Below are 19,757 nucleotides of genomic sequence, written 5' to 3' on the forward strand. Positions count from 1 at the left end.
TCCTTTATGACGGCATTCAAAGTTTCTCTGTTCTCGATATAAAAACAGCAGCCCTACAGGCTGCTGTTTGAGCTACCACTTTGCTTACTGAACCATGAGCAAGCAGGGATTACCAGGTGTAGTTGATACTCAGCTCCAGGCTTCTCGGTTCACCAAAGAAACCCTGGTTGTAAAAGTCGATGCTGGAATAATACTTCTTGTCGAACAGGTTCCGGACATTTAACCTGGCAACTAGATTGTCCTGTATTTGATAGCTGGCCATCAGATTAGCCAGGAAATAGCTATCCTGCCTAGAAGAAGCTTTGTTAGGGCCTACCTGGTCTTTGTAGGTTTTACTTTGCCAGCTGATGTTGCCTCCCAGAGTCAGATCGCTCAGCGCCCCGTCGAAGTGATACAGGCTGGAAATACGCAGCAGATGCTTGGGCAAATGAGTCCCGAAGGGGCTGCCATCGGCCTTTTCTGATTCGCTATAGGTATAGCTGAAGAACACGTCCAAGTCGTCGCTGGGGTGGCCGCTAAGCTCCAATTCAAAACCTTTATTGTTGGTGCCTTTCACCGCTCGTTGAGGGAAGCTGCCATCCGGTAGCGGTGGTTGCCCGGGATCGGCTTCGGCGACATTATCTTTTTGCACCTTGAATACCGCCAGGCTTGCCGTCAGCGCTTCGTTGAAGAAGTCCCCCTTGGCCCCCAACTCTATGTTATTGCCTGTGACGGGATCCAGGTACTGGTTATTAACGTCTTTGGCATTCTGGGGTTGAAAGATTTCGGTATAGCTGGCGTAAAGCGACAGGGTATCGTTGAGCTTGTATACCAGTCCGGCGTAAGGCGTGAAAACATCATCATGTTTATAATCCTTGTTGTCCTGGTTTACCTCCATTTCATATTTACTCAACCTGGCACCCAAGATAAGAGTGACATCGTCATGCAGAGATAATTGGCTGGCCAGATAGGCACCCTGCTGGGTTTCGGTCGATTCGCTGCGCTGGGGAGTTTGTGTGTAGGTGGGTTCATTGATGCTGCCATCCCACTCAAAGAAATTACCCACTTGCAGAGTGTCGCTGCTGTAATATGAATCGGCGTCCACTTCCTGTTTGGAATAGAGCAGACCTGCAGTCAACCTGTGGCTACGACCAAAGAGTTCGAAGGGACCCGAAACAAACAGCCTGGCTGCATCTTGATCCCGCCAGGATTGGTAAATCATGGGAAGAGCCCCCATTCCCAGGCCGGTTGTTTTATCGGGATAACCGGACAAGTACAGCAGATGGCCATCCATTTCATCTTCTCTGTGCTCCAAGTCGATTCTCAGATCCCAGTCGCTATCGAAGCTGTGCTCAACTGAAGCGAAAACATTGGTGCCTTCCCGTTCCCAACGGGACCAGGATGCGGCAGTGGTACTGGAGGTGGACAGATCGTCTGCCAGGCTCCCATCGGCATAAAACAGTGGTAACCCACCCCAAGTTGAGCCTTTGGGATCGCGTTTACTATGATCGGCTCCGATCAACAGTTTGGTTTGGTCACTGAGAGCGGCGCTGAACACAGCATAGAGTTGTAGATTTTGCTCTTCCGAGAGATTAACGTAGCTTTCTTTATCCTCGTAGGCTGCAGCAACCCGCGCCTGGTACTTACCATCCTGGTCCAGATCAAATGAGCCGTCACCCTCGACTCGATAACTATTCCAGGAGCCTAGCTTGGCACTCAGATAACCTGATGGATAGGCCTTGGGGCGTTTGCGGATCAGGTTGATGGCGGCCGAGGGTTCACCTGCACCTGTCAGGAGCCCTGTGGCACCACGGACTATCTCCACTCGGTCAAAGATGATGGTATCTGTAACCGCATCGTTGAAGAAGCTGCTGTAGTTGACCGGCACCCCATCAAACTGAAAGTTGGTGATAGGATTGCCTCTGGCATTGAAAAAGTAACGATTGGTTTCAGCCTGCTGGGCATAGATCCCTGGGCTAAGGGTCATGATCTCGGCAATATTATTCAAAGAGAAACTCTGAATAAACTCCTGATCTATGATGGACACAGATTGCGGCGTTTCCCTGAGTGTCAGTGGCAGTCCAGTTGCCGTGGCAGCCTTGTCCAGGCGACTGCCCTTGATCTGTATTACTTCAATATCGCTTGAGTCTGTTGTGGTTTCCTGGTCCTTTGCGTATGCCTGCGGTACCAGACTGATGCCCGCCAACAGGCTGGCAGTGACGACTCTGTGCATATTTCCCCTCTCAATATGATGGCTTGTGTTAGCTGAACTTGGTTTTTCTGTAGTCATTATTGCGATATTGATAATGATTTCTATTGTATTTACAATTCAGCTTTATTTTTTTAGCCATAGAGAAACTATGCCGAAGATAAGTAATCGCATGTGGTTCCTGTTTCACGGATGGTGTTCATTGCCTATCTGGTTGTTGTTCTGCTTCGTATGTTTGACCGGGACAGTGGCTGTTTTGAGCCATGAGATTACCTGGCTGACGAATCCCGCGGCCAGGGCATTGAATCCGGATGCTTTACCGGAAAAGAGCGTTGCCGAGTTGGTGGAGAATGTGCAGCGTGCTTACCCTGATGCCGATGTCAGCAATGTGATGCTGTTTGAGCCTTATCTGGTGAATGCCGTGGTGTTCTCCGATGTCGACAAGCCCTTTGCTATCGCTTATGTGAACCAGTACAGCGGAGAGATCCAGGAGGTGAACAGTGGTATTACCTTCATAGGATTTATGCGCTCATTGCATGGTTGGTTGCTGTTTCCCTGGCAAAACGGTTTTAGTGTCGGGTATTACCTGGTCAGTGGTTTATCACTGTTGATGTTGGGGTCTGTGATATCCGGGATGGTTATATACAAGCGTTTCTGGCGTAGTTTCTTCAGCCCCAAATTAAGATTCAACCAAGGTAAGAGAACCCTGGTGACAGATTTGCATCGCCTGCTGGGTGTCTGGTCTATCTGGTTTATTGTCCTGATGAGTCTTACCGGTCTTTGGTATCTGGCACAAGGAATAATGTGGCATGCCGATGTCGATATCGAGCCCCACACGCCTCTGGTTGATATCGCCGATGTGCCAATGGGCGAAGCCAGACCTCAGCCCTCTTTGAGTCTTAAACAGGCTCTGTTACAGGCCAAAGAGCAGTTTCCCGACTTTCATCCCAGTTATATCAGTTTGCCGGAGCACAACCGGGACCTCTATCGTTTGCAGGGCAGTGGCGATTTCCTGTTTTATGACCAGTATGCCTACGGATTGGAACTGGATCCCTGGAGCGGCGTAATCGTCAGTAGCAAGTCACCACAAACCATGACCACATTGCAAACTATGATGCATATTGCCGATCCCTTGCATTACGGCACTTTGGCTGGCGTTTGGACCAAGATAATATGGTTCCTGTTTGGCTTATTGCTCAGTGGTATGTCTATCACCGGATTTATGATCTGGAGCAGTCGCATATTCAAGGCGAGCAGGCGTCAGCAAGAGGTGCCACTAGTGGCAGAGCAACAGGAGAGTTATTGATGAAGAAACGGTTTTCTTTTTGGCAGCGCAATAAATTCAAGCTCAACGGAGTGTTGTTATTGCTGCCCATCTGGTTTCTCTATCGCTCCTTGACGCCAGAATTACCAGTGAGCTGGTCATCAGTAAGTGCCGGGCCGTTTGAGGTAGAGGCCACTCCGGCTGATAAGGCGCCGGCCTATCTGCACCATGGTGAATATGTGAAGGACTTTGCCCTGAGGTTTATTGCAGGAGAAGTGAGTGATATTCGCCAGGGATACCTGAATATTGGTCCTGAGCCACTGGCGCTGGAGGTGTTGCAGCAAGGTGAGAGTGGCATCTTGCACGGAAGTCGCCACGGCCAACATGTACACGCCATAGCTCCGGCCGCATTCGGCGCGGCCGATAAGTTATGGCTAACTCTCGAAGACTGGCACGGAAGGCGTTATGTCGCTCATTGGCCTTTGCCGTCGGCTTGGGTGTTAGTGCAGTAATTACTGCACTAACAAGCTGCGAAGCATCCAGGCGGTCTTTTCATGTAACTGAATACGCTGGGTCAGCAGATCTGCCGTTGCTTCGTCATTGGCCTGGTTCACCAGAGGGTAGAGTGCCCGGGCGTTTCGAATAATGATCTCCTGGCCTTCCAGCAGTTCCTCAAGCATCTGTTTGGCATCTGTGATGCCTGAGTCTTCTTTTATTTCGGTCTGAGCGGCGTAGGCGCTGTAGGATCCCAAGGCTCTTTCACCCAGGGCTCTGACCCGCTCTGCTATGACATCCACCGCGGCAGCCAATTCGGTGTACTGCTCTTCAAACAGTTGGTGTAGGCTGGTGAACATGGGACCTGTCACGTTCCAGTGGAAGCTGTGAGTCTTAAGATAAAGGCTGTAGGTGTCAGCAAGTAAGCGATTCAAACCGTTGGCTATTTCCAGGCGATCGGCTTGGTTGATCCCGATATTGATATTCATAATATAACCTCCGTAAATGATCTGTTTTCTATATTACTCCGGAGGCTAATTAGTTAAAGTGGATAAAGTAGATGTCTGCAATCGATTTTGTTTAAGTGAATTGCCGGGGGATTTGCTCTCAGGTCACAGACAGTTGCTGAGCAAGCTGGTATTCTAAAGCGCTTAACTTGGAAGCTCTGTTGCGGGTTTCTTTCAGTCATTTTTTGCCCTTCTTGTTCGTCCCTCGGCTATGGGTTTTGGGCGACATTTTCAAACTGCGTTAAAGCGGAGCGCAATCACCATGAATAAATATCTGCACGCCATGGGAATAGAGCTGTGGCGCAGTAGACAAGACTCTCCCTCCCAGGTGCCTTTCATGCTGTTGGTGCCTGATGCTGACGAGAGCGTATTGCAACATCCTCTGGTGCTCAAGGTGTTGACGTTATTGGGACTGGAGGCCGGGCAGTGCAGCGTCGGTAATCGGCCTGTGGCTGGGCAAGAGGTGATATGGAATATGTTCCCTGAACCTGTTGAAGGGGCCTGGCTGAATTCATCGCAGCCGGCGCAATTGATGTCAGGCAGTGAGGGCAAGCGCGCCCTATGGCAACAGATTTGGCACAGGTTGGAGGCGAAGTGACAGAGGTTATTGCAATCAGAGCCTTGGAGGCCGATGACCTCGACGAGATGATGAAAATTGAACAACTGGCCCATGAGTTTCCCTGGAGTGAGGCGACTCTGGGCAGTTGCTTTGGCCGTTTTTACCGGGCTCTGGGGTTATATCTAGGACCGGAGCTTCAAGGCTTTTGCTTGCTGCAGGTCTTGTTCGAGGAAGCGACCCTGATGAATATCTGTATCGCTCCTGCCGCACAAGGTCAGGGGTTGGGGCGGCAATTATTACAGGCGGCAATCGAGCTGCTTAAAGAGACTGGTGTGGAGAGATTATTGCTGGAAGTCAGGGTGGGTAATGCCGCGGCTATCGCCTTGTACCGGCGCCTGGGCTTTATTGAGACCGGCTCCAGGGCCGATTACTATCAGGCCAAAGAGGGCCGGGAAGATGCTCTGTTGATGGAGTTGTCTCTTCACTCCTCTTAGTCTCTTGGTTCTTCTTCGCTCATCCCGGCTAATATGGACAGAGGCTGCTATGTCAGAGCCTTTGCCGCTAATCTTTAGGCCCATCATTGTACCTATGAATAGAAAAACAGCGCCTTTGGGCGCTGTTTCTTTAGGTGCTTGGGCTTGGTCTATTTGACCTCTTTCCCCTGGGCCTGAAGGTCGGCATGGTAGCTTGAGCGAACCAGCGGACCACAGGCGGCGTGGGTAAAGCCAAGTTCGGTTGCCAGGTTGTGGAAGTCGTCAAACTCCTTGGGAGTCACGTAACGCTCCACCGGCAAGTGGAACTTGGATGGCTGCAGATACTGGCCCAGAGTCAGCATGTTGACATTGTGAGCGCGCAGATCTCTGAGCACCTGTTCAATCTCTTCATTGCTTTCACCCAGTCCGAGCATGATCCCCGACTTGGTCGGGATATCCGGATGGCGTTCTTTAAAGCGTTTGAGCAGATCCAATGACCACTGATAGTTGGCACCGGGACGGGCCTTACGATAGTGAGCCGGAGCCGTTTCCAGGTTGTGGTTGAATACATCCGGTGGCTCGGTCGCCAGAATATCCAGTGCCTGATCGATACGGCCGCGGAAGTCAGGCACCAATATCTCTATCTTGATCTCAGGGTTGAGTTTGCGGATCTCACGGATACAGTCGGCGAAGTGCTGGGCGCCGCCGTCACGCAGATCGTCACGATCCACAGAGGTGATCACCACATACTTGAGCTTCATATCCCTGATGGTCTGTGCCAGCTTGAGTGGCTCTTCGGCGTCAGGCTTGAGTGGACGGCCATGGGCTACGTCACAGAAGGGACAACGCCGGGTACAAATGGCGCCGAGGATCATAAAGGTGGCAGTACCATGGTTGAAGCACTCGGCCAGGTTCGGGCAGGAGGCTTCTTCACACACTGAGTGCAAACCATTTTTACGCAGTGCCTGTTTGATATCCAGGATCCGCTGATTGGAAGATGGCAGCTTAACCCGCAACCAATCGGGCTTGCGCAGCATGGTGTCGCGCTCTGATGGCACAACTTTGACCGGGATTCGGGCGACCTTTTCGGCGTCCCGCAATTTCACACCGGGCTGTAATCTTTCTGGCCTATTCATATGACTCTGCTAATCCTTGGTGATGCACTGTTTGCTCATAGCCCAAACGTTGGCTAAAAGTTTCAATCAGGTGTTGGCCTGCCTCCTCGACACTCTGGGGGCCACCGAGTGCTTTGCACTGGGCCATTTCGAGTCCGGCATAACCACAGGGGTTGATACGACGAAAAGGGGCGAGATCCATGTCGACATTCAGCGCCAAGCCGTGGAATGAGCATCCCTTACGGATCCTCAGCCCCAAAGAGGCGATTTTACGCTCCTCGACATAGACACCCGGCGCATCGGCCTTGGCGTAGGCTGGAATATCGAAGCGCTTGAGCAGCTCCACCAGGCTTTGTTCTATGTCGGTAACCAGCTGTCTTACCCCAAGCTTGCGCCGTTTGATGTTGATAAGAGGGTAGGCGACCAACTGCCCCGGGCCATGGTAAGTTACCTGGCCACCGCGATCCACCTGGATCACCGGGATATCGCCGGTGTTGAGTAGATGCTCACTCTTACCGGCCTGGCCTTGGGTGAAAACCGGTGGATGCTCCACCAGCCAGAGTTCATCTGGGCTGTGTTCGTCACGGGTGTCGGTATAGTGCTGCATGGCATGCCATACAGTCTCATAATCCATGTTACCCAAGTGGCGGATATGCAATGTATTGTCTGGCAAGGGCAACGTCTCCCCCTCTGTTTGAGATGATACCAATCAGTATCAAGCTGTGCTCACTCTTTGATACCGGCAGGTATTATACGCTTCGGCAGGTAAAATGTAATCCAGATCACACTTTCTCTGCCGAGTGCCAGGTATCAGAGTACTCGGCGAACGCCTTCAATAGCGGCAAGTTCAGTGTACAAGGTTTCGATATGTTCCTTGCTGGTCACTCTCACATTTATAGTCACCGAGATATAGGTACCTTTGCTGGAGGCCTTGGTGGTGGGGCTGTAATCGCCGGGGGCGTGCTTCTGGACGACTTCGACTACGCGGTCGGCCAGGGTATCGCTGGCATCGCCAACCACTTTAAATGGGAAGGAGGTTGGAAACTCCAGATACTGATCAAAGGTGGTACTTATCATGGGATTGAGATTCTCATGGCAAAATAATAACGGCTATATGGCGGCTATTATATCCCAATTCAAGGGGCGGATCTTCTCGCGAATAGCACAGAGAGTTTGACAAAGGGCGCCGGGCATTGACGGCGCCCTTGGGCGTTACAGCGGCGAGGTGGCCTGTTCGAGCCAGGCCAGTGATTCGCCACTCATCAGCGGTGACAGGGTCTGATAAACGCGGCTGTGATAGTCATTGAACCAATTGAGCTCAGCTTCAGTAAGCAGACTCTTGTCTATCAAGCGTTTATCCATAGGGATCAGAGTCAGAGCGTCGAACTCGAATATCTCCCGCTCGGCCCCTTTGAGCGCTTCACAGGGGCGTACTTCCACTAGGTTTTCCAGACGGATACCGAAGGCATCTGTACGGTAATAGCCGGGCTCGTTGGAAAGCACCATTCCGGGCAGCAAAGGAATGGCATTGAGGTTCTTGCCTATTCTTTGTGGGCCTTCATGAACGCTGAGGAAGTGGCCAACACCATGGCCCGTGCCGTGGTCGTAGTCAAAACCGTGCTGCCACAAGTATTGACGGGCGAAGGCATCCAGTTGTTGCCCCGTAGTGCCCCGCGGGAAGCGGGCCTGATCCAGGGCGATATGCCCCTTGAGCACCAAGGTCACCATCTTTTTCTGTTCGGCGCTGACTTCACCTATGGCTATGGTGCGGGTAACGTCCGTGGTGCCGTCCAAATACTGGGCGCCAGAGTCCACCAGATAGATGCTGTTCATCTCCATCATGGCAGGAGTGCCGTTGAGATGGTTATAGTGGCACATGGCCGCATTGCCGCCGGTGGCGGAAATAGTGTCAAAGCTTGGCTCGCGGTAGAGAGGATCCTCAAGGCGATAGCTCTCAAGCTTATCTGCCAGTGTGCCCTCATCGTAGAGGCGGCCTGCGGCCACTTCGGCATCCAACCAAGCCAGGAAACGGCTCACGGCAACGCCGTCACGGATATGGCTGGCGCGCATTCCCTGCAGTTCGGCACTGTTTTTACAGGCCTTGGGCAGTGCCACAGGATCGAGTCCGGCGATCAGTTTGGCGCCGGCGGCTTTGGCCTGTAATTGGCTGAAGGCGTTGGCATTATTGGGATCGGCTAAAAGCTTTCTGCCTTCAAGCGCTTGCAACGCTTCGGCGAGCTCCGACTCGGCGCGGAAGCTGACACCGGCCCCTACGTGGGCTTCAATCCCCTGGGGTAATTTGGCAAGCTCGGTAAACAGTGTCATCTCACCATTGGCTTCCAGCAGGGCACAGCCCAGTGCCACGGGCAACCTGGGCACGTCCTGACCGCGGATATTGAGTAACCAGCAGAAGGAGTCCAGCGCCGCTATCAGCGCTACATCGGCCCCGGCCTTTTTCACCAGGGCGCCGATTTCACTGCGCTTCTGTTCGCTGCACTTGCCGGCAGACTCGGCATTGAAGAGGATAATGGGCTTGTTTTCCGGCACGGGTCTGTCTTGCCAGTGCAAATCCACCGGGTTGTTGTCAAGCGCCACCAATGTCATACCCGCCTTACTCAGCGTGGCTTCGGCATCTTGCTGCCAGGCCAGGGTATGCAACCTGGGATCGTAGCCAATACGGGAACCGGCCGGCAGCTTTTCCGCCAACCATTGTGCCTGGGGCATATCTGTCAGGCTCTCATAACTGAACAGGGTCGAGTCCACCTGTTGCCTCACCTGCACTGTGTAGCGACCATCAGTAAAAATGGCGGCGCTGTCCTTCATCACAATCGCCATCCCCGCCGAGCCGGTAAAGTCGGTCAGCCAATGCAAACGCTCGTTGTGCGCCGGCACATACTCGCCGAGATACTCGTCGGCACGGGGCTGGATAAAGGCATTGAGTTGGTGTTTGGCCATTTCGCTGCGCACGGCATTAAGCCGTGATGCGATATGGGGGCTCTTGGGCGATTGTGATTGCAACATAGGGGCTCCGCTGGTGGTCGGCTTGGGTACCCTTGGCCGACCTTGTCTTTATGAGTGATAGCGGATTATGGCAAGCCCTGAAGTCGCTTCGCAAGGGTGGGCATGTTGAAAAAACTTTAACTGCTGTAAAGGGGGCCAAGTTAATTGCTGCCAAACAGAGTCGCTATGCCGACCAAAAAGGAGCTAACCAGAGTTGCCATCACTCCCTTGCTGACATCTTCACTGCGTACTCTGTCATCGCTTGGTTGTTGATCCCGTGCCAGCTTTTCATTGCGCTGCTCGACATTGTCGGCCACGTTGTCATAGAGATCCTGAGAAGGAGAGTATGGCTGGTTGCTGCAGCCTGCTCCCATGCCCAGAAGCAAGGTCAACAGTAGCACTCTGATACAGTTTCGCTTTCCCACAGTGTTCTTCCTTGAATGAAAATGTTAAAACTGATTAGCTTAGGTTAACTCTATGTATGTTTATTGACCTGTTCAAGGTTTTTATCTGTCTCGACTTTTATTCAAGGATGCCCTTATGCCGCTAAATGTTTGGGTGTTGATGTTGGCGCAGGCCTTTGCCATGAGTGCCACACCTATCATGGTATTGCTCGGAGGCATCATAGGGGCAGAGCTGAGCCCGGTTCCCTCGCTGTCGACACTGCCTATCGCCATGATGGTAGTCGGAGTCGCTGTAGCGATTGTGCCCATCAATATCTTGATGCAGCGTTTGGGGCGGCGGCGGGTATTTATCGGTGGCGCCCTGCTGACCAGTGTGGCCGGTGCTATGGCGGCGCTTAGTGTTTGGTATGCCCAGTTCTGGGGATTTTGTGCCAGCGGTCTACTGCTCGGATGTGGCGGCGCCATTATTCAACAATACCGTTTTGCCGCCATGGAGTCAGTGGCGCCGACTCTGTCTGCCAAGGCAGCCAGCCGGGTGTTGCTTGGTGGTTTGCTCGCCGCCTTCCTCGGGCCAGAACTGGCCTTGCTGGCCAAGGATATTTTGCCGGTAACCTACACTGGGGCCTTTTTGATGGTGACTCTGGTCGGTGTGCTGGCGCTGGCCTGCCTGCTGTTTTATCAAGATGAAGGCCCAGAGCTCAAAGCCTCCAAGGTTGAGAGTATGGATATTCGGCCATTGCCAATTATTTTGCGTCAAAGCCGACTCTGGGTTGCCTGCGGCGCCGCAGTTATAGGCTACGCCTTGATGAGTTTTATCATGACGGCGACCCCGGTACATATGCATCACATAGAGCATCACAGCCTGGAGGATACCAAGTGGGTGATCCAGAGTCATGTGATTGCCATGTATCTGCCCTCGCTGATAAGTGGCTACCTGATAGCCCGCTTGGGTCACACCCGCATCATGTTGGCCGGGCTGGCGCTTTACTGCCTGACCTTGGCTCTGGCGCTGGCGGGGCGTGACCTGCTCAACTATTGGAGTGCGCTGGTGATGTTGGGTGTGGGTTGGAACTTCCTGTTTGTTGCCGGCACTTCGCTGCTGCCTGGCTGTTATCGCCCCGAAGAGAGATTCACTGTGCAGTCTTTCAACGATTCTCTGGTATTTGGCTCTCAAGCATTGGCGTCTCTGGGGGCCGGCTGGGTCATTTATCAGCTCGGCTGGCAACTGCTGCTGGTGATCTGTATTCCCGCCATTGCGACCCAACTTATCCTGATAGCATGGTGGAAGTTAAGTAAAAGCAAAGCGTTACAAATAACAGAACCTTGATGATTAGGTGCGGTGCCGGCAGCACTGTGCTAACATCTTAGGCCGTCTACCGCCTCTGGCGGTACGGTAAAAAGGGGTTTATTGATGTCGACATTAACGATCGAAGTGGGGACTGAAACCGCGCTGTTTCAGCTGCGGCAAGGGGAAACAACAGAACAATATAAAATCCCCACCGGAGAGAGTTTCACCATAGCAGATCTCAATCGGCAATTGGCTGAACTTGAATCTGATTATGGGCTTGCAAACTACCGTCTGGCTCTGGCCTTCCCCGGCATGGTGCGAGACAACCAACTAATATCCTGTCGTGCCTTGCCGGCGCTGGTGGGGCTCAACCCGGAAAAACTCAGCAGCCGTGGTGAACTGGTGGCTATCAGCAATGATATCCACGCCGGTCTGCACGCCATTGCCAGCGTAAAACACCAGTGCGAACTCTTGGTGATGTGTGGCACAGGGATCGGCATGTCACTGGCGCTCAACGGCCGGGTGTTCAGCGGTGCCAATGGTCTGGCCGGTGAGCTTGGGGCTTGCCGGGTGATGACGGAGTCGGGGGAATTCAGCCTCGAACAGTTGGCCAGCGGCGAGTCGGTGCGGCGTCGACGCTTGCGCAACCCGGTAGAACTCTACCGCGCCGGGGCCTATCTGGGGATGGGCATTGCCTGGGCGGTTAACCTGCTCAATCCGCAAAAACTCTGGCTCGCCGGTAACATGTTGGCCAATGCTGACTACTACAAGGGCTGTGTCAGCGGTGTTAAAGACTTGGCGGTTCCTGCCACTGTCAGTCAGTGTCAGATAAGTCGGGTCGACGATATGGAGACCTTGGTCTGTCGCGGCCTGCAAGTAATGCTGATGCAACAGGCCTGATACTCTGATTCAAGGGGGAGACATCCCCCTTCAAGCCGGTTCCTGGCAGGCCTGACGCATCTTCAACCAGAAGGCCCTTTGGCACAGGTTGCTGAAGGCTTTTTGTTTTGGGCTGATATCGTTTCCTTTCAGCACCCGATAACGGGTCCAGTTATCTTCACAAAGTTCGCCGATATTGGACTGGCTTGGCTCCTGTTCCAGCTCCTGCTGTTTTTCTATAATGGCGCCATCGGCAAAGTGATATTGCCATAAACCTTCATCGTCCGTGGTGTGAATTTGCACCGACTCCAACAGCTCGGTGCTGCTTGTCCGTCCTTCTATGGCCAGAATATAGTTGGCAAGATCCTGCATATTGTACTCCCGCGTTTGGCGCAAGCAGCATACCAGCGGTCGCCGGAAATTGGCAATTTCGTTTGCCGCTTTAAAATTTGCATACAATATGCTAAAGCTCTCGAGCACATTAATACCCAAGCAAATAACGACTAAAAGTAATCAAGCAGGAGAATTCTATGAGCACAGGCGTTGGCGGCTCAACCCCGGAGCAGGAGTTGGCAAAGCTGGTGGATATGACCCGGGATGTCACAGCGGTGGAAGCCGCCGAATTCAAAACCAGGCAACAAAATGCCCAGGTGCTGATGCAAGAGTTGGGGATAGATGCCCTCTATCTCAACGCCGGCACCAATCTCTACTATTTCTCCGGCCTGCGTTGGTATGCCAGTGAGCGTATGGTAGGAGCGATTTTGCCCTGTCGTGGTGAGCTGGAATACCTGGCGCCGGCATTTGAGCTCGACACCCTCAAGGGCTTTATGTTGCAGCCTGGACGGGTTAACACCTGGCATGAGCACCAGAGTCCCTATGCGCTGTGCCGCAATATGCTTGAGCGCATGGGCTGTCTGCGCCCGGGCGCCGTTCTGGCTATAGATGAATCTGCCCCTTTCTTTTTGTTTGACGGCCTGCGTGAGGCTTGCCCCGAGCTTGCCTTTATCAACGGCGCCAAGATTAGCGCCCAATTGCGAATGCATAAATCGGCCGCCGAGCTGAGGCTGATTCAGCGGGCGATGGATATGACGCTCGAAGTGCACAAGGCCGCCGCCAGAATATTACGCTCGGGGATCAGTACCGCCGAGGTGGAAGATTTTATCGACAAGGCCCATAGAGCCGTGGGGGCCAGTGGCTCCTATTTCTGCATAGTGCTCTTTGGTGAGGACAGTGCCTATCCCCATGGGGTCAAGTCGCCCAAGACGCTGGAGCCGGGCGACACTGTGTTGATAGACACAGGCTGTCAGCTGCATGGTTACAACTCGGATATTACCCGCACCTACGTATTTGGTACGTCAAGCGAGCGGCAGCGGCAATTGTGGGCGCTGGAGCAGGCAGCGCAGCGGGCCGGTTTTGAAGCGGCGGCTTTAGGTGCGCCCTGCAGTGGTGTCGACAAGGCGGCCAGAGCCGTGTTGGAAGCGGCCGGTTTCGGGCCCGGATATCAACTGCCGGGACTGCCCCATAGAACGGGCCACGGCATAGGCTTGGATATTCATGAGTGGCCCTACCTGGTTGATGGCGACAACACCCCACTGGCCGTTGGTATGTGTTTTTCCAATGAGCCCATGCTTTGTGTGCCCGGCGAGTTCGGTGTTCGCCATGAAGACCACTTCTATATGACGGCAGAGGGGCCACGCTGGTTTACCCAGCCGGCCAAGTCGATTGACGATCCCTTCGCGCAGGGTTAACAGCCGTTACTGAAACAACAAACCCGGCTTTGGTCGGGTTTGTTGTTGGGGATTGTTAGTTGATCTTGAGCAATTCCACATCAAAAATCAGTACCGAACCCGGCGGGATGGAGCCGGCAGAGCGATTGCCGTAGCCCAGGCTGCTGGGTATAAAGAAGCGCATCTTGTCGCCTTCTGTCATCAACTGAACCCCTTCGGTCCAGCCCTTGATTACCTGATTGAGTGGAAAGGCGATGGGCTCGCCGCGATCGACCGAGCTGTCAAACACAGTACCGTCAATCAGGGTGCCATGGTAGTGCACTGTCACCTTATCCTTGGGACCCGGATGAACCTGGCCTTGCCCCTTGTGCAGCAACTGATACTGCAGCCCTGAGTCTGTGGTGACCACACCCTCTTTATGCTTATTGGCCTCAAGAAATACCTCGCCCTTGGCAATATTCTCTTTTGCCAGTTTTTGGCCATTCATGGTGGTGAAAAAGTAAAAAATAACTGCGGCGATAACCACCACGGCAAGCAACATTCTCATTTGGGGATCCTCTGTCCTGAAGGTGGCGCTATCTTAGCAGTTGGACTGCGGCATTTACAGCTTAGGGTTATAGTGTACTTTTGTCGGGCTTTATCCCACAGGCAGACTTGTGTAGGCTATTGATAAAAAAGTGAAAGCTAAATCAGCTCTCCGCAGAATAATCATAATAAGACTCAAGGAAACCCCTATGCTCAATCGCGCCTCCCGGCCACTGGTCAAGCTGGTGGATAAGTATCTGCCCGATCCCTATATCTTTGTGCTCCTGCTTACTCTGTTGGTGTTTGCTGCCGCCATGCTCGGCCAGCAAAAGACACCGGTAGAAGTGCTGGGTTATTGGGGCAGTGGTTTTTGGAACCTGCTCAGTTTCTCGATGCAGATGTTGCTGGTGCTGGTCGCCGGTTTTATGCTGGCCAGCTCTCCGCCGGTGAAGAAGTTGCTGGACGCCATAGCATCTCTGGCCCGCAGTGCGCCGCAGGCTATCATACTGGTGACCTTGGTCTCCTTGGCGGCCAGTTGGCTTAACTGGGGGTTCGGTTTGGTGGTTGGTGCCCTGTTTGCCAAGGCGTTGGCGCGCCGGGTCAAGGTGGATTACCGTTTGCTGGTGGCCAGTGCCTATTCGGGCTTTGTGGTTTGGCACGGCGGCTTGGCGGGCTCTGTGCCCTTGACTGTGGCCACACCAGGACACTTTGCCGAGGCGCAGATAGGTATTATCCCTACCTCGGAGACCATTTTTGCCGACTTTAATCTGCTGCTACTTGCCTTGCTGTTTATCATAATGCCGTTGGTCAATCGCTTTATGCTGCCGGATGACAAAGAGTCTGTGATAGTCGATCCTGCGCTGCTCGAGGATGCTGCGCCGACTCAGAGTGAGAACAAACGCCCGGCCGACTATCTGGAGAACAGCCGGATACTCGGGATCCTGGTGGGCCTGTGTGGTCTCGGGTATCTGGGGTATTGGTTCTTTATTCAGCGGGGCAGTCTCAACCTCAACATAGTCAACTTCCTGTTTCTGTTTCTGGCGATAACCCTGCACCAGACGCCACGCAGTCTGCTGGTAAGTCTCAATGAGGCGATCAAGGGCGGCGCCGGGATAGTGATCCAGTTTCCCTTTTACGCCGGCATCATGGCGGTGATGGTGCAGTCCGGGCTGGCACAGAGTATCTCTTCGGGTTTTGTTGCCATTGCCAGCGCCGAGTCACTGCCATTCTGGAGCTTTATCAGCGCCGGTGTGGTGAATATCTTCGTGCCGTCCGGTGGCGGCCAGTGGGCGGTACAGGCACCTATCATGTTGCCGGCCGCCGAGGCACTTGGCGCCGATGTCGCCAGAGTTGCCATGGCGGTGGCCTGGGGGGATGCCTGGACCAACCTGATCCAGCCTTTTTGGGCGCTGCCTGTGCTGGCTATTGCCGGGCTCAAGGCCCGGGATATCATGGGTTTTTGCCTGATGCAGTTGCTGATCACCGGCGTGGTGATAAGTGTTGCCCTCAGTTGGTTTTAGGCCAGCTATGCTTGCTGATCCCCTTGATATACAGGCTCTTGTGATAGGCCCAACCGAAAGCGAGGATCAGCAGCAACCCCGAAACCACAGGCGTTAGCAAAAACTGCCAGTCGGCCCCGGCCAGCATCACCAGCAAGGGGTTGGCGCCGGCCGGTGGATGAGTGGTATTGGTCAACATCATCAGGCCGACCCCGAGGCCGGTTCCCAGCCCCAGTGTCAGCGGCGACACTCCCAAGGTGTGCAATAACAAGAGTCCCAGAGCACAGGTGAGCAGGTGGCCGAAGAATATGTTTTTCGGCTGCGCCAGCGGGCTTTGGGGCAGGGCGTAGAGCAACACCATAGTGGCACCGAATGGTGCCATCAGCAGCAGACTCCAGCTCAGATTCTGTGTCAGCATCTCCTGTAATCCCGCCAGTAATCCAATACAGCTTCCGGCGCCCAGTGTGGCCCAGGCGGCAGCCTGCCAACGGTTTGTCGCAGTTTGGGCTGTGGTTTTTGCAGGTGTTGCAGTCAGGGGAGGCGTGTTGTCCATATCTGTTTTCCTTTGGTTGTCAGCATTTTTGCTTGGTAGAACAATCGGTCTACTTTTTATGGTAGACAGACCGTTCTACTTTTGTCAAACTCAGATTGAATCGTTAAGGAGTGTGAGATGGACAAGGTTTCCCAACTGCTTGCCGGCGCCTTTGAACTCTTTTATCGAGAGAGTGTGCATGGGGTGGGCATCAATCAAATTCTGGCCGAGGCCGGCATCGCCAAGAAGACCCTTTATCATCATTTCGAAGGGAAGGAGGCCCTGGTGCTGGCCGTGGTGCGTTATCGCGATCAGCTGTTTTTTGACTGGTTGAATCAAAGGCTGGAGGTGGCGCAAACGCCAACAGAGCTGGTCCATGAGCTGTTTAACGCCCTGGATGATTGGTTCAACAGCCGGGTTGAGTCCCTGAGCCAGTTTCGCGGCTGTTTCTTTATCAATACCGCCGCCGAGTATCCCTCACCCGAGCATCCGGTAAATCGTCTCTGCCGAGAGCATAAGGCCAGGGTTCAAAATGAGCTTGAGCAGAAATTGTCGTCTTGGCTTGGCCGCGAGCACGCTCGTGAGTTGGCCGGGCAGCTGTGTTTGATTAAAGAGGGGACGATAGTCTCGGCCCAGCTCGTTAGTCGGCAGTATGCTGCCGAGCGCGGCCGCAAGCTGGCACTTGGCTTATTTGATTAAGCCTGCTTGATAGGCGAGCTTGCCCTTGAGTTTAGAGCCAACCGTTAAAAGGCTATCTCGGGCAGCCGTGCCAGCCATCCCAGCTTAAGAGCGGCGCCAAGCGCCAACAGGTTGAGGCCGACACAGCACCAGAATAGGAGTCTGAAACTTGTTTTACTGGTCTTGTGGCGAAACTGATGGCGTGCCAGCAAAGCGCCAGGCCAGCCACCGAGCAAACCGGTCAGTTGCAGGGTCGACTCCTTGGTGCGCCAGCGGCCAGTTTCGGCGGCCTTTTTATCACTGGCATAGAGCCAATAACAGAGAAGGCTCAGCAGCAGATACCAGACGGGCACCAAGAGCGGCAGCTTACCCAGTGCCACTAAAGCCAGTAGCAGCAGGGCAAACAGGACTGTGAGCTTACCGACGAAAGACTTGTGACTGCTGCGCTTATTCTGCTGACGCTGTTTTTGTTTGAGTCTGCCCCTGTCCTCGGGAAAGAAGGCCTGTTTTGCCTGGCGCCGGCCCTGGTCATCCAGTGTGATGTCAAAGGTCAGTACGTCGCCCACTTGTGGCCTGCGACCGCTCAGGCTCAGTGACTTAATGTGCAGAAATACCCGTTCACTGCCGTCATTGGGGCTGATAAATCCAAAGCCTTTATCGTCCTGCCAATGGCTGACTTTTCCTTTGTGCTTCATGTGTTTGACTCGTGAGTATTCGTGGCGTTATTGATTGGCTTATTGCCAAAGGCCAGACGGCGCCAGAGCCATTCCAGCGGCCCTTGGTTGAAGAACCTAAGGTAGCAGCCGGCCAGTATTATCTGCACCAAGGCATAACCCAGGGCTATGGCCAGGTAGTCTATGCGTTCAAGTGTCAGCAGTAACTCGGGCGCCTGATGGCGAAACAGCCAGATCCCAAAACAGGACTGCAAAATATACAGGCTCAAGGGGATCCGGCCAACCGCCTGCAGGCGTCTTGGCAGCCATGGCTGTCGCCGGCCGAACTTAACCAACAGATGCGCATAGACGATAGCCATGGGAATGGCGCTCAGCATGACCAGAATATCGGAAAGCATCACCAGTTTGGGGCGGGATTGCAGGCTGAGAATCGTGTCCGCCAGCGACAGCTGCAAGCTCAGTGCCAGCAATTTCCCCAATTTTCCCTGGGGTAAACCTTGGTCAAACAGCCCGCGACGATACAGGCTAATCCCCAGCAGCATCACACCGCTGACAAACCACAGCAGAGTAAATGGCAGGGAAATCAGCATCAACAAGGTCATAAACAGGTGCATCAGCAACTGCTCGCCATAGCTGCCGGTCCAGGCGCTGTATTGTTCATTGAAAAAGGCGTTGCCGCGGATCCAGGTTTCATCACCCGGCAGCAAGATCATCAAACCATAGGCCAGGGTGCCGATGGCGATAAAGAGCAGTGCCCGCCTTTGCTGTGCTTCAATCTCCAGGTTACGATAATGCCAGGCGAGGAAGCCACAAATGCTATAGGTGAGCAGGATATCCCCCGGCCAGATAAACAGGCTGTGCAGCGCCCCAAAGAGCATCAGCCAGAGTAAGCGTGAGCGGATTAAGGGGAAGGGCTCCAATCCTCTGGCGAGGAAATTCTGTTGTTGAATATAGAGGCCGACACCGAAGAGCATGGAAAACAGGCTGAGGAAGCGCCCCTCCAGCAGAAAATTACTCAGGGTTTCGGTAATGGCATCGGTTAAATGAAACTCGGGAAAAGGCGCATAACCATATAAGGTGACGCCCATAAAACTGACATTGAGAAAGAATATCCCCAATACTGCCAGCCCTCTGACGGCATCGATATTGGGGTTGTGACTGATTTTGAGCGGCTGTCCCTGCATCTTTTTCCTGCTTACTCTTGAGTACCGTCTAAGGCTTCGATTAGCTGAGCCAAGTTAGCAATCAAACCCGAATCAGGGAAGTGCTGGCTTGTTTCAAATTATGATCCCTTCTCGGACGCGTTTTTGGCCGGCTTGGCCGAGATCCAGAGCCTGATACTGCCCTTGACCACCAGGATATCATTGCTGTCATAGGCGAGCACCTCGACATCGAGATCCCCCGGCTGCCAGGCATTGGCATCAACCTTGGCCACACAGCGGATATCGCTGCCGGCCTTGGCGGTGTAATCCAGCGTCATGCCCTTGGGGATCCAGCGTAGATGAGGTGGTATTGAAGCCTCGGCCATGACTCCCATCGCCATTTCCAGGCCGTTGCAGATGGCAATGACATGTACTGTACCTATGTGATTCTCCACTGCGCGGCGTTTACGCAGCAGGCATTCACAGTAGTTGGGCTCCAACTGACGGATTATCGGCTTGATACTGCCAAAGTAAGGCGCCATCCGGCTGACCAGCAAGGAGAATATCTTATTGCCAAAGGGCAGGCGCTTGCATTTGTGATACAAGTTCAGGGTCGAATTGGCGGTTTTACTCATAGTGATTCCTTGTGGGTATTCCTTGTTGATGTTCTTTGTTGGTATAGGGTAATGTTTTTGTTATTACTCTGGTCGGATGAGTGTGTATGCTGACGAGCGCTTTGGCAAGAGCCAAGAGGCAAGAGGCAAGAGGCAAGAGGCAAGAGCCAAGAGGCAAGAGCTAAAAGGAAAGAG

Annotated in this window: 22 protein-coding genes; 9 read left to right on the forward strand and 13 right to left on the reverse strand. The window is 53.5% G+C overall.

What is annotated here, in order from left to right; genetic code table 11:
* Positions 1–109 precede the first annotated feature (109 nt).
* On the reverse strand, positions 110–2,212 hold the full coding sequence (locus tag ACWAU4_RS05290; protein WP_144168232.1) for a TonB-dependent siderophore receptor: 2,103 nt from the start codon (positions 2,210–2,212) through the stop codon (positions 110–112).
* 127 nt (positions 2,213–2,339) lie between these two features.
* Here ACWAU4_RS05290 and ACWAU4_RS05295 point away from each other — a divergent pair, with 127 nt between their 5' ends.
* Positions 2,340–3,494, forward strand: a complete 1,155-nt coding sequence (locus tag ACWAU4_RS05295; RefSeq protein WP_025889895.1) for a PepSY-associated TM helix domain-containing protein — start codon at positions 2,340–2,342, stop codon at positions 3,492–3,494.
* Positions 3,494–3,964: a hypothetical protein gene (locus tag ACWAU4_RS05300; protein WP_107005590.1), complete on the forward strand. Its 471-nt coding sequence runs from the start codon at positions 3,494–3,496 to the stop codon at positions 3,962–3,964. The genes ACWAU4_RS05295 and ACWAU4_RS05300 overlap by 1 nt, the downstream gene beginning before the upstream one ends.
* Here the strand turns inward: ACWAU4_RS05300 and dpsA are convergent, their stop codons facing one another.
* On the reverse strand, positions 3,965–4,435 hold the full coding sequence (gene dpsA, locus ACWAU4_RS05305; protein WP_025009858.1) for a DNA starvation/stationary phase protection protein DpsA: 471 nt from the start codon (positions 4,433–4,435) through the stop codon (positions 3,965–3,967). It lies immediately after the preceding gene.
* A 280-nt stretch (positions 4,436–4,715) separates the two neighbouring features.
* On the opposite strand from dpsA, the gene ACWAU4_RS05310 reads away from it, so the two are divergent.
* Positions 4,716–5,051 carry a DNA polymerase III subunit psi gene (locus tag ACWAU4_RS05310; protein ID WP_025889892.1) on the forward strand — a complete coding sequence of 112 codons (336 nt, stop codon included), beginning with the start codon at positions 4,716–4,718 and terminating at the stop codon, positions 5,049–5,051.
* Entirely contained in the window at positions 5,048–5,506 is a 459-nt protein-coding gene (gene rimI / locus ACWAU4_RS05315; RefSeq protein ID WP_223828913.1) for a ribosomal protein S18-alanine N-acetyltransferase, read from the forward strand. Before ACWAU4_RS05310 ends, rimI begins: the two co-directional genes overlap by 4 nt.
* A 149-nt stretch (positions 5,507–5,655) precedes the next feature.
* On the opposite strand, the gene lipA is transcribed toward rimI, so the two are convergent.
* The 5 genes from lipA to ACWAU4_RS05340 form a co-directional block, all read right to left on the reverse strand.
* Positions 5,656–6,621, reverse strand: a complete 966-nt coding sequence (lipA, locus tag ACWAU4_RS05320) for a lipoyl synthase (RefSeq protein ID WP_028781164.1) — start codon at positions 6,619–6,621, stop codon at positions 5,656–5,658.
* On the reverse strand, positions 6,614–7,273 hold the full coding sequence (gene lipB / locus ACWAU4_RS05325) for a lipoyl(octanoyl) transferase LipB (protein ID WP_025009862.1): 660 nt from the start codon (positions 7,271–7,273) through the stop codon (positions 6,614–6,616). The genes lipA and lipB overlap by 8 nt, the downstream gene beginning before the upstream one ends.
* 137 nt (positions 7,274–7,410) lie before the next feature.
* Positions 7,411–7,677: a DUF493 family protein YbeD gene (gene ybeD / locus ACWAU4_RS05330; protein ID WP_028781166.1), complete on the reverse strand. Its 267-nt coding sequence runs from the start codon at positions 7,675–7,677 to the stop codon at positions 7,411–7,413.
* A 135-nt stretch (positions 7,678–7,812) separates the two neighbouring features.
* Positions 7,813–9,621, reverse strand: a complete 1,809-nt coding sequence (locus ACWAU4_RS05335) for an aminopeptidase P family protein (protein WP_208125595.1) — start codon at positions 9,619–9,621, stop codon at positions 7,813–7,815.
* A 140-nt stretch (positions 9,622–9,761) separates the two neighbouring features.
* The gene (locus ACWAU4_RS05340) at positions 9,762–10,025 is read right to left on the reverse strand and encodes a hypothetical protein (RefSeq protein WP_071238103.1); all 264 of its coding nucleotides are present in this window, start codon (positions 10,023–10,025) and stop codon (positions 9,762–9,764) included.
* 115 nt (positions 10,026–10,140) lie between these two features.
* Here ACWAU4_RS05340 and ACWAU4_RS05345 point away from each other — a divergent pair, with 115 nt between their 5' ends.
* Complete coding sequence (locus tag ACWAU4_RS05345; protein WP_208125596.1) at positions 10,141–11,331, forward strand: MFS transporter; 1,191 nt, start codon at positions 10,141–10,143, stop codon at positions 11,329–11,331.
* A gap of 84 nt (positions 11,332–11,415) precedes the next feature.
* On the forward strand, positions 11,416–12,192 hold the full coding sequence (locus ACWAU4_RS05350; RefSeq protein ID WP_025009865.1) for an ROK family protein: 777 nt from the start codon (positions 11,416–11,418) through the stop codon (positions 12,190–12,192).
* A gap of 30 nt (positions 12,193–12,222) precedes the next feature.
* Here the strand turns inward: ACWAU4_RS05350 and ACWAU4_RS05355 are convergent, their stop codons facing one another.
* Complete coding sequence (locus ACWAU4_RS05355) at positions 12,223–12,543, reverse strand: hypothetical protein (RefSeq protein ID WP_025889889.1); 321 nt, start codon at positions 12,541–12,543, stop codon at positions 12,223–12,225.
* A 158-nt stretch (positions 12,544–12,701) separates the two neighbouring features.
* Between ACWAU4_RS05355 and ACWAU4_RS05360 the strand changes: the two genes are divergently transcribed.
* A complete protein-coding gene (locus tag ACWAU4_RS05360; RefSeq protein ID WP_208125597.1) occupies positions 12,702–13,919 on the forward strand; it encodes a M24 family metallopeptidase in 1,218 nt (405 codons plus the stop codon).
* Positions 13,920–13,974: 55 nt separating this feature from the next.
* Here ACWAU4_RS05360 and ACWAU4_RS05365 read toward each other — a convergent pair whose 3' ends face one another.
* The gene (locus ACWAU4_RS05365) at positions 13,975–14,445 is read right to left on the reverse strand and encodes an FKBP-type peptidyl-prolyl cis-trans isomerase (protein WP_044733888.1); all 471 of its coding nucleotides are present in this window, start codon (positions 14,443–14,445) and stop codon (positions 13,975–13,977) included.
* Between the two features lie 187 nt (positions 14,446–14,632).
* Here ACWAU4_RS05365 and ACWAU4_RS05370 point away from each other — a divergent pair, with 187 nt between their 5' ends.
* Positions 14,633–15,943 (forward strand): short-chain fatty acid transporter, encoded by a 1,311-nt coding sequence (locus tag ACWAU4_RS05370; RefSeq protein ID WP_208125598.1) that lies wholly within the window; start codon positions 14,633–14,635, stop codon positions 15,941–15,943.
* Here ACWAU4_RS05370 and ACWAU4_RS05375 read toward each other — a convergent pair.
* Complete coding sequence (locus ACWAU4_RS05375; RefSeq protein ID WP_208125599.1) at positions 15,930–16,475, reverse strand: HPP family protein; 546 nt, start codon at positions 16,473–16,475, stop codon at positions 15,930–15,932. The two genes, ACWAU4_RS05370 and ACWAU4_RS05375, sit on opposite strands and share 14 nt — an antisense overlap.
* A 117-nt stretch (positions 16,476–16,592) precedes the next feature.
* Between ACWAU4_RS05375 and ACWAU4_RS05380 the strand changes: the two genes are divergently transcribed.
* The gene (locus ACWAU4_RS05380; protein ID WP_208125600.1) at positions 16,593–17,153 is read left to right on the forward strand and encodes a TetR/AcrR family transcriptional regulator; all 561 of its coding nucleotides are present in this window, start codon (positions 16,593–16,595) and stop codon (positions 17,151–17,153) included.
* A gap of 44 nt (positions 17,154–17,197) precedes the next feature.
* Here ACWAU4_RS05380 and ACWAU4_RS05385 read toward each other — a convergent pair whose 3' ends face one another.
* From ACWAU4_RS05385 to ACWAU4_RS05395, 3 genes are all read right to left on the reverse strand, one after another.
* Positions 17,198–17,827, reverse strand: a complete 630-nt coding sequence (locus tag ACWAU4_RS05385) for a DUF1294 domain-containing protein (RefSeq protein WP_208125601.1) — start codon at positions 17,825–17,827, stop codon at positions 17,198–17,200.
* A complete protein-coding gene (locus ACWAU4_RS05390; RefSeq protein ID WP_243756829.1) occupies positions 17,824–18,990 on the reverse strand; it encodes a DUF418 domain-containing protein in 1,167 nt (388 codons plus the stop codon). The genes ACWAU4_RS05385 and ACWAU4_RS05390 overlap by 4 nt, the downstream gene beginning before the upstream one ends.
* Positions 18,991–19,088: 98 nt before the next feature.
* Positions 19,089–19,583: a hotdog fold domain-containing protein gene (locus ACWAU4_RS05395; RefSeq protein ID WP_208125602.1), complete on the reverse strand. Its 495-nt coding sequence runs from the start codon at positions 19,581–19,583 to the stop codon at positions 19,089–19,091.
* Positions 19,584–19,757 lie beyond the last annotated feature (174 nt).

Source organism: Shewanella sp. FeAMO (assembly GCF_053653955.1).

Bases quoted from the DNA above. Each gene is read 5' to 3' on its own strand.
- ACWAU4_RS05290 (WP_144168232.1), bottom strand. From the start codon at position 2,212: ATGCACAGAGTCGTCACTGCCAGCCTGTTGGCGGGCATCAGTCTGGTA.
- ACWAU4_RS05295 (WP_025889895.1), top strand. From the start codon at position 2,340: ATGCCGAAGATAAGTAATCGCATGTGGTTCCTGTTTCACGGATGGTGT.
- ACWAU4_RS05300 (WP_107005590.1), top strand. From the start codon at position 3,494: ATGAAGAAACGGTTTTCTTTTTGGCAGCGCAATAAATTCAAGCTCAAC.
- dpsA (WP_025009858.1), bottom strand. From the start codon at position 4,435: ATGAATATCAATATCGGGATCAACCAAGCCGATCGCCTGGAAATAGCC.
- ACWAU4_RS05310 (WP_025889892.1), top strand. From the start codon at position 4,716: ATGAATAAATATCTGCACGCCATGGGAATAGAGCTGTGGCGCAGTAGA.
- lipA (WP_028781164.1), bottom strand. From the start codon at position 6,621: ATGAATAGGCCAGAAAGATTACAGCCCGGTGTGAAATTGCGGGACGCC.
- ybeD (WP_028781166.1), bottom strand. From the start codon at position 7,677: ATGATAAGTACCACCTTTGATCAGTATCTGGAGTTTCCAACCTCCTTC.
- ACWAU4_RS05335 (WP_208125595.1), bottom strand. From the start codon at position 9,621: ATGTTGCAATCACAATCGCCCAAGAGCCCCCATATCGCATCACGGCTT.
- ACWAU4_RS05345 (WP_208125596.1), top strand. From the start codon at position 10,141: ATGCCGCTAAATGTTTGGGTGTTGATGTTGGCGCAGGCCTTTGCCATG.
- ACWAU4_RS05350 (WP_025009865.1), top strand. From the start codon at position 11,416: ATGTCGACATTAACGATCGAAGTGGGGACTGAAACCGCGCTGTTTCAG.
- ACWAU4_RS05355 (WP_025889889.1), bottom strand. From the start codon at position 12,543: ATGCAGGATCTTGCCAACTATATTCTGGCCATAGAAGGACGGACAAGC.
- ACWAU4_RS05360 (WP_208125597.1), top strand. From the start codon at position 12,702: ATGAGCACAGGCGTTGGCGGCTCAACCCCGGAGCAGGAGTTGGCAAAG.
- ACWAU4_RS05365 (WP_044733888.1), bottom strand. From the start codon at position 14,445: ATGAGAATGTTGCTTGCCGTGGTGGTTATCGCCGCAGTTATTTTTTAC.
- ACWAU4_RS05370 (WP_208125598.1), top strand. From the start codon at position 14,633: ATGCTCAATCGCGCCTCCCGGCCACTGGTCAAGCTGGTGGATAAGTAT.
- ACWAU4_RS05375 (WP_208125599.1), bottom strand. From the start codon at position 16,475: ATGGACAACACGCCTCCCCTGACTGCAACACCTGCAAAAACCACAGCC.
- ACWAU4_RS05380 (WP_208125600.1), top strand. From the start codon at position 16,593: ATGGACAAGGTTTCCCAACTGCTTGCCGGCGCCTTTGAACTCTTTTAT.
- ACWAU4_RS05385 (WP_208125601.1), bottom strand. From the start codon at position 17,827: ATGAAGCACAAAGGAAAAGTCAGCCATTGGCAGGACGATAAAGGCTTT.
- ACWAU4_RS05390 (WP_243756829.1), bottom strand. From the start codon at position 18,990: ATGCAGGGACAGCCGCTCAAAATCAGTCACAACCCCAATATCGATGCC.
- ACWAU4_RS05395 (WP_208125602.1), bottom strand. From the start codon at position 19,583: ATGAGTAAAACCGCCAATTCGACCCTGAACTTGTATCACAAATGCAAG.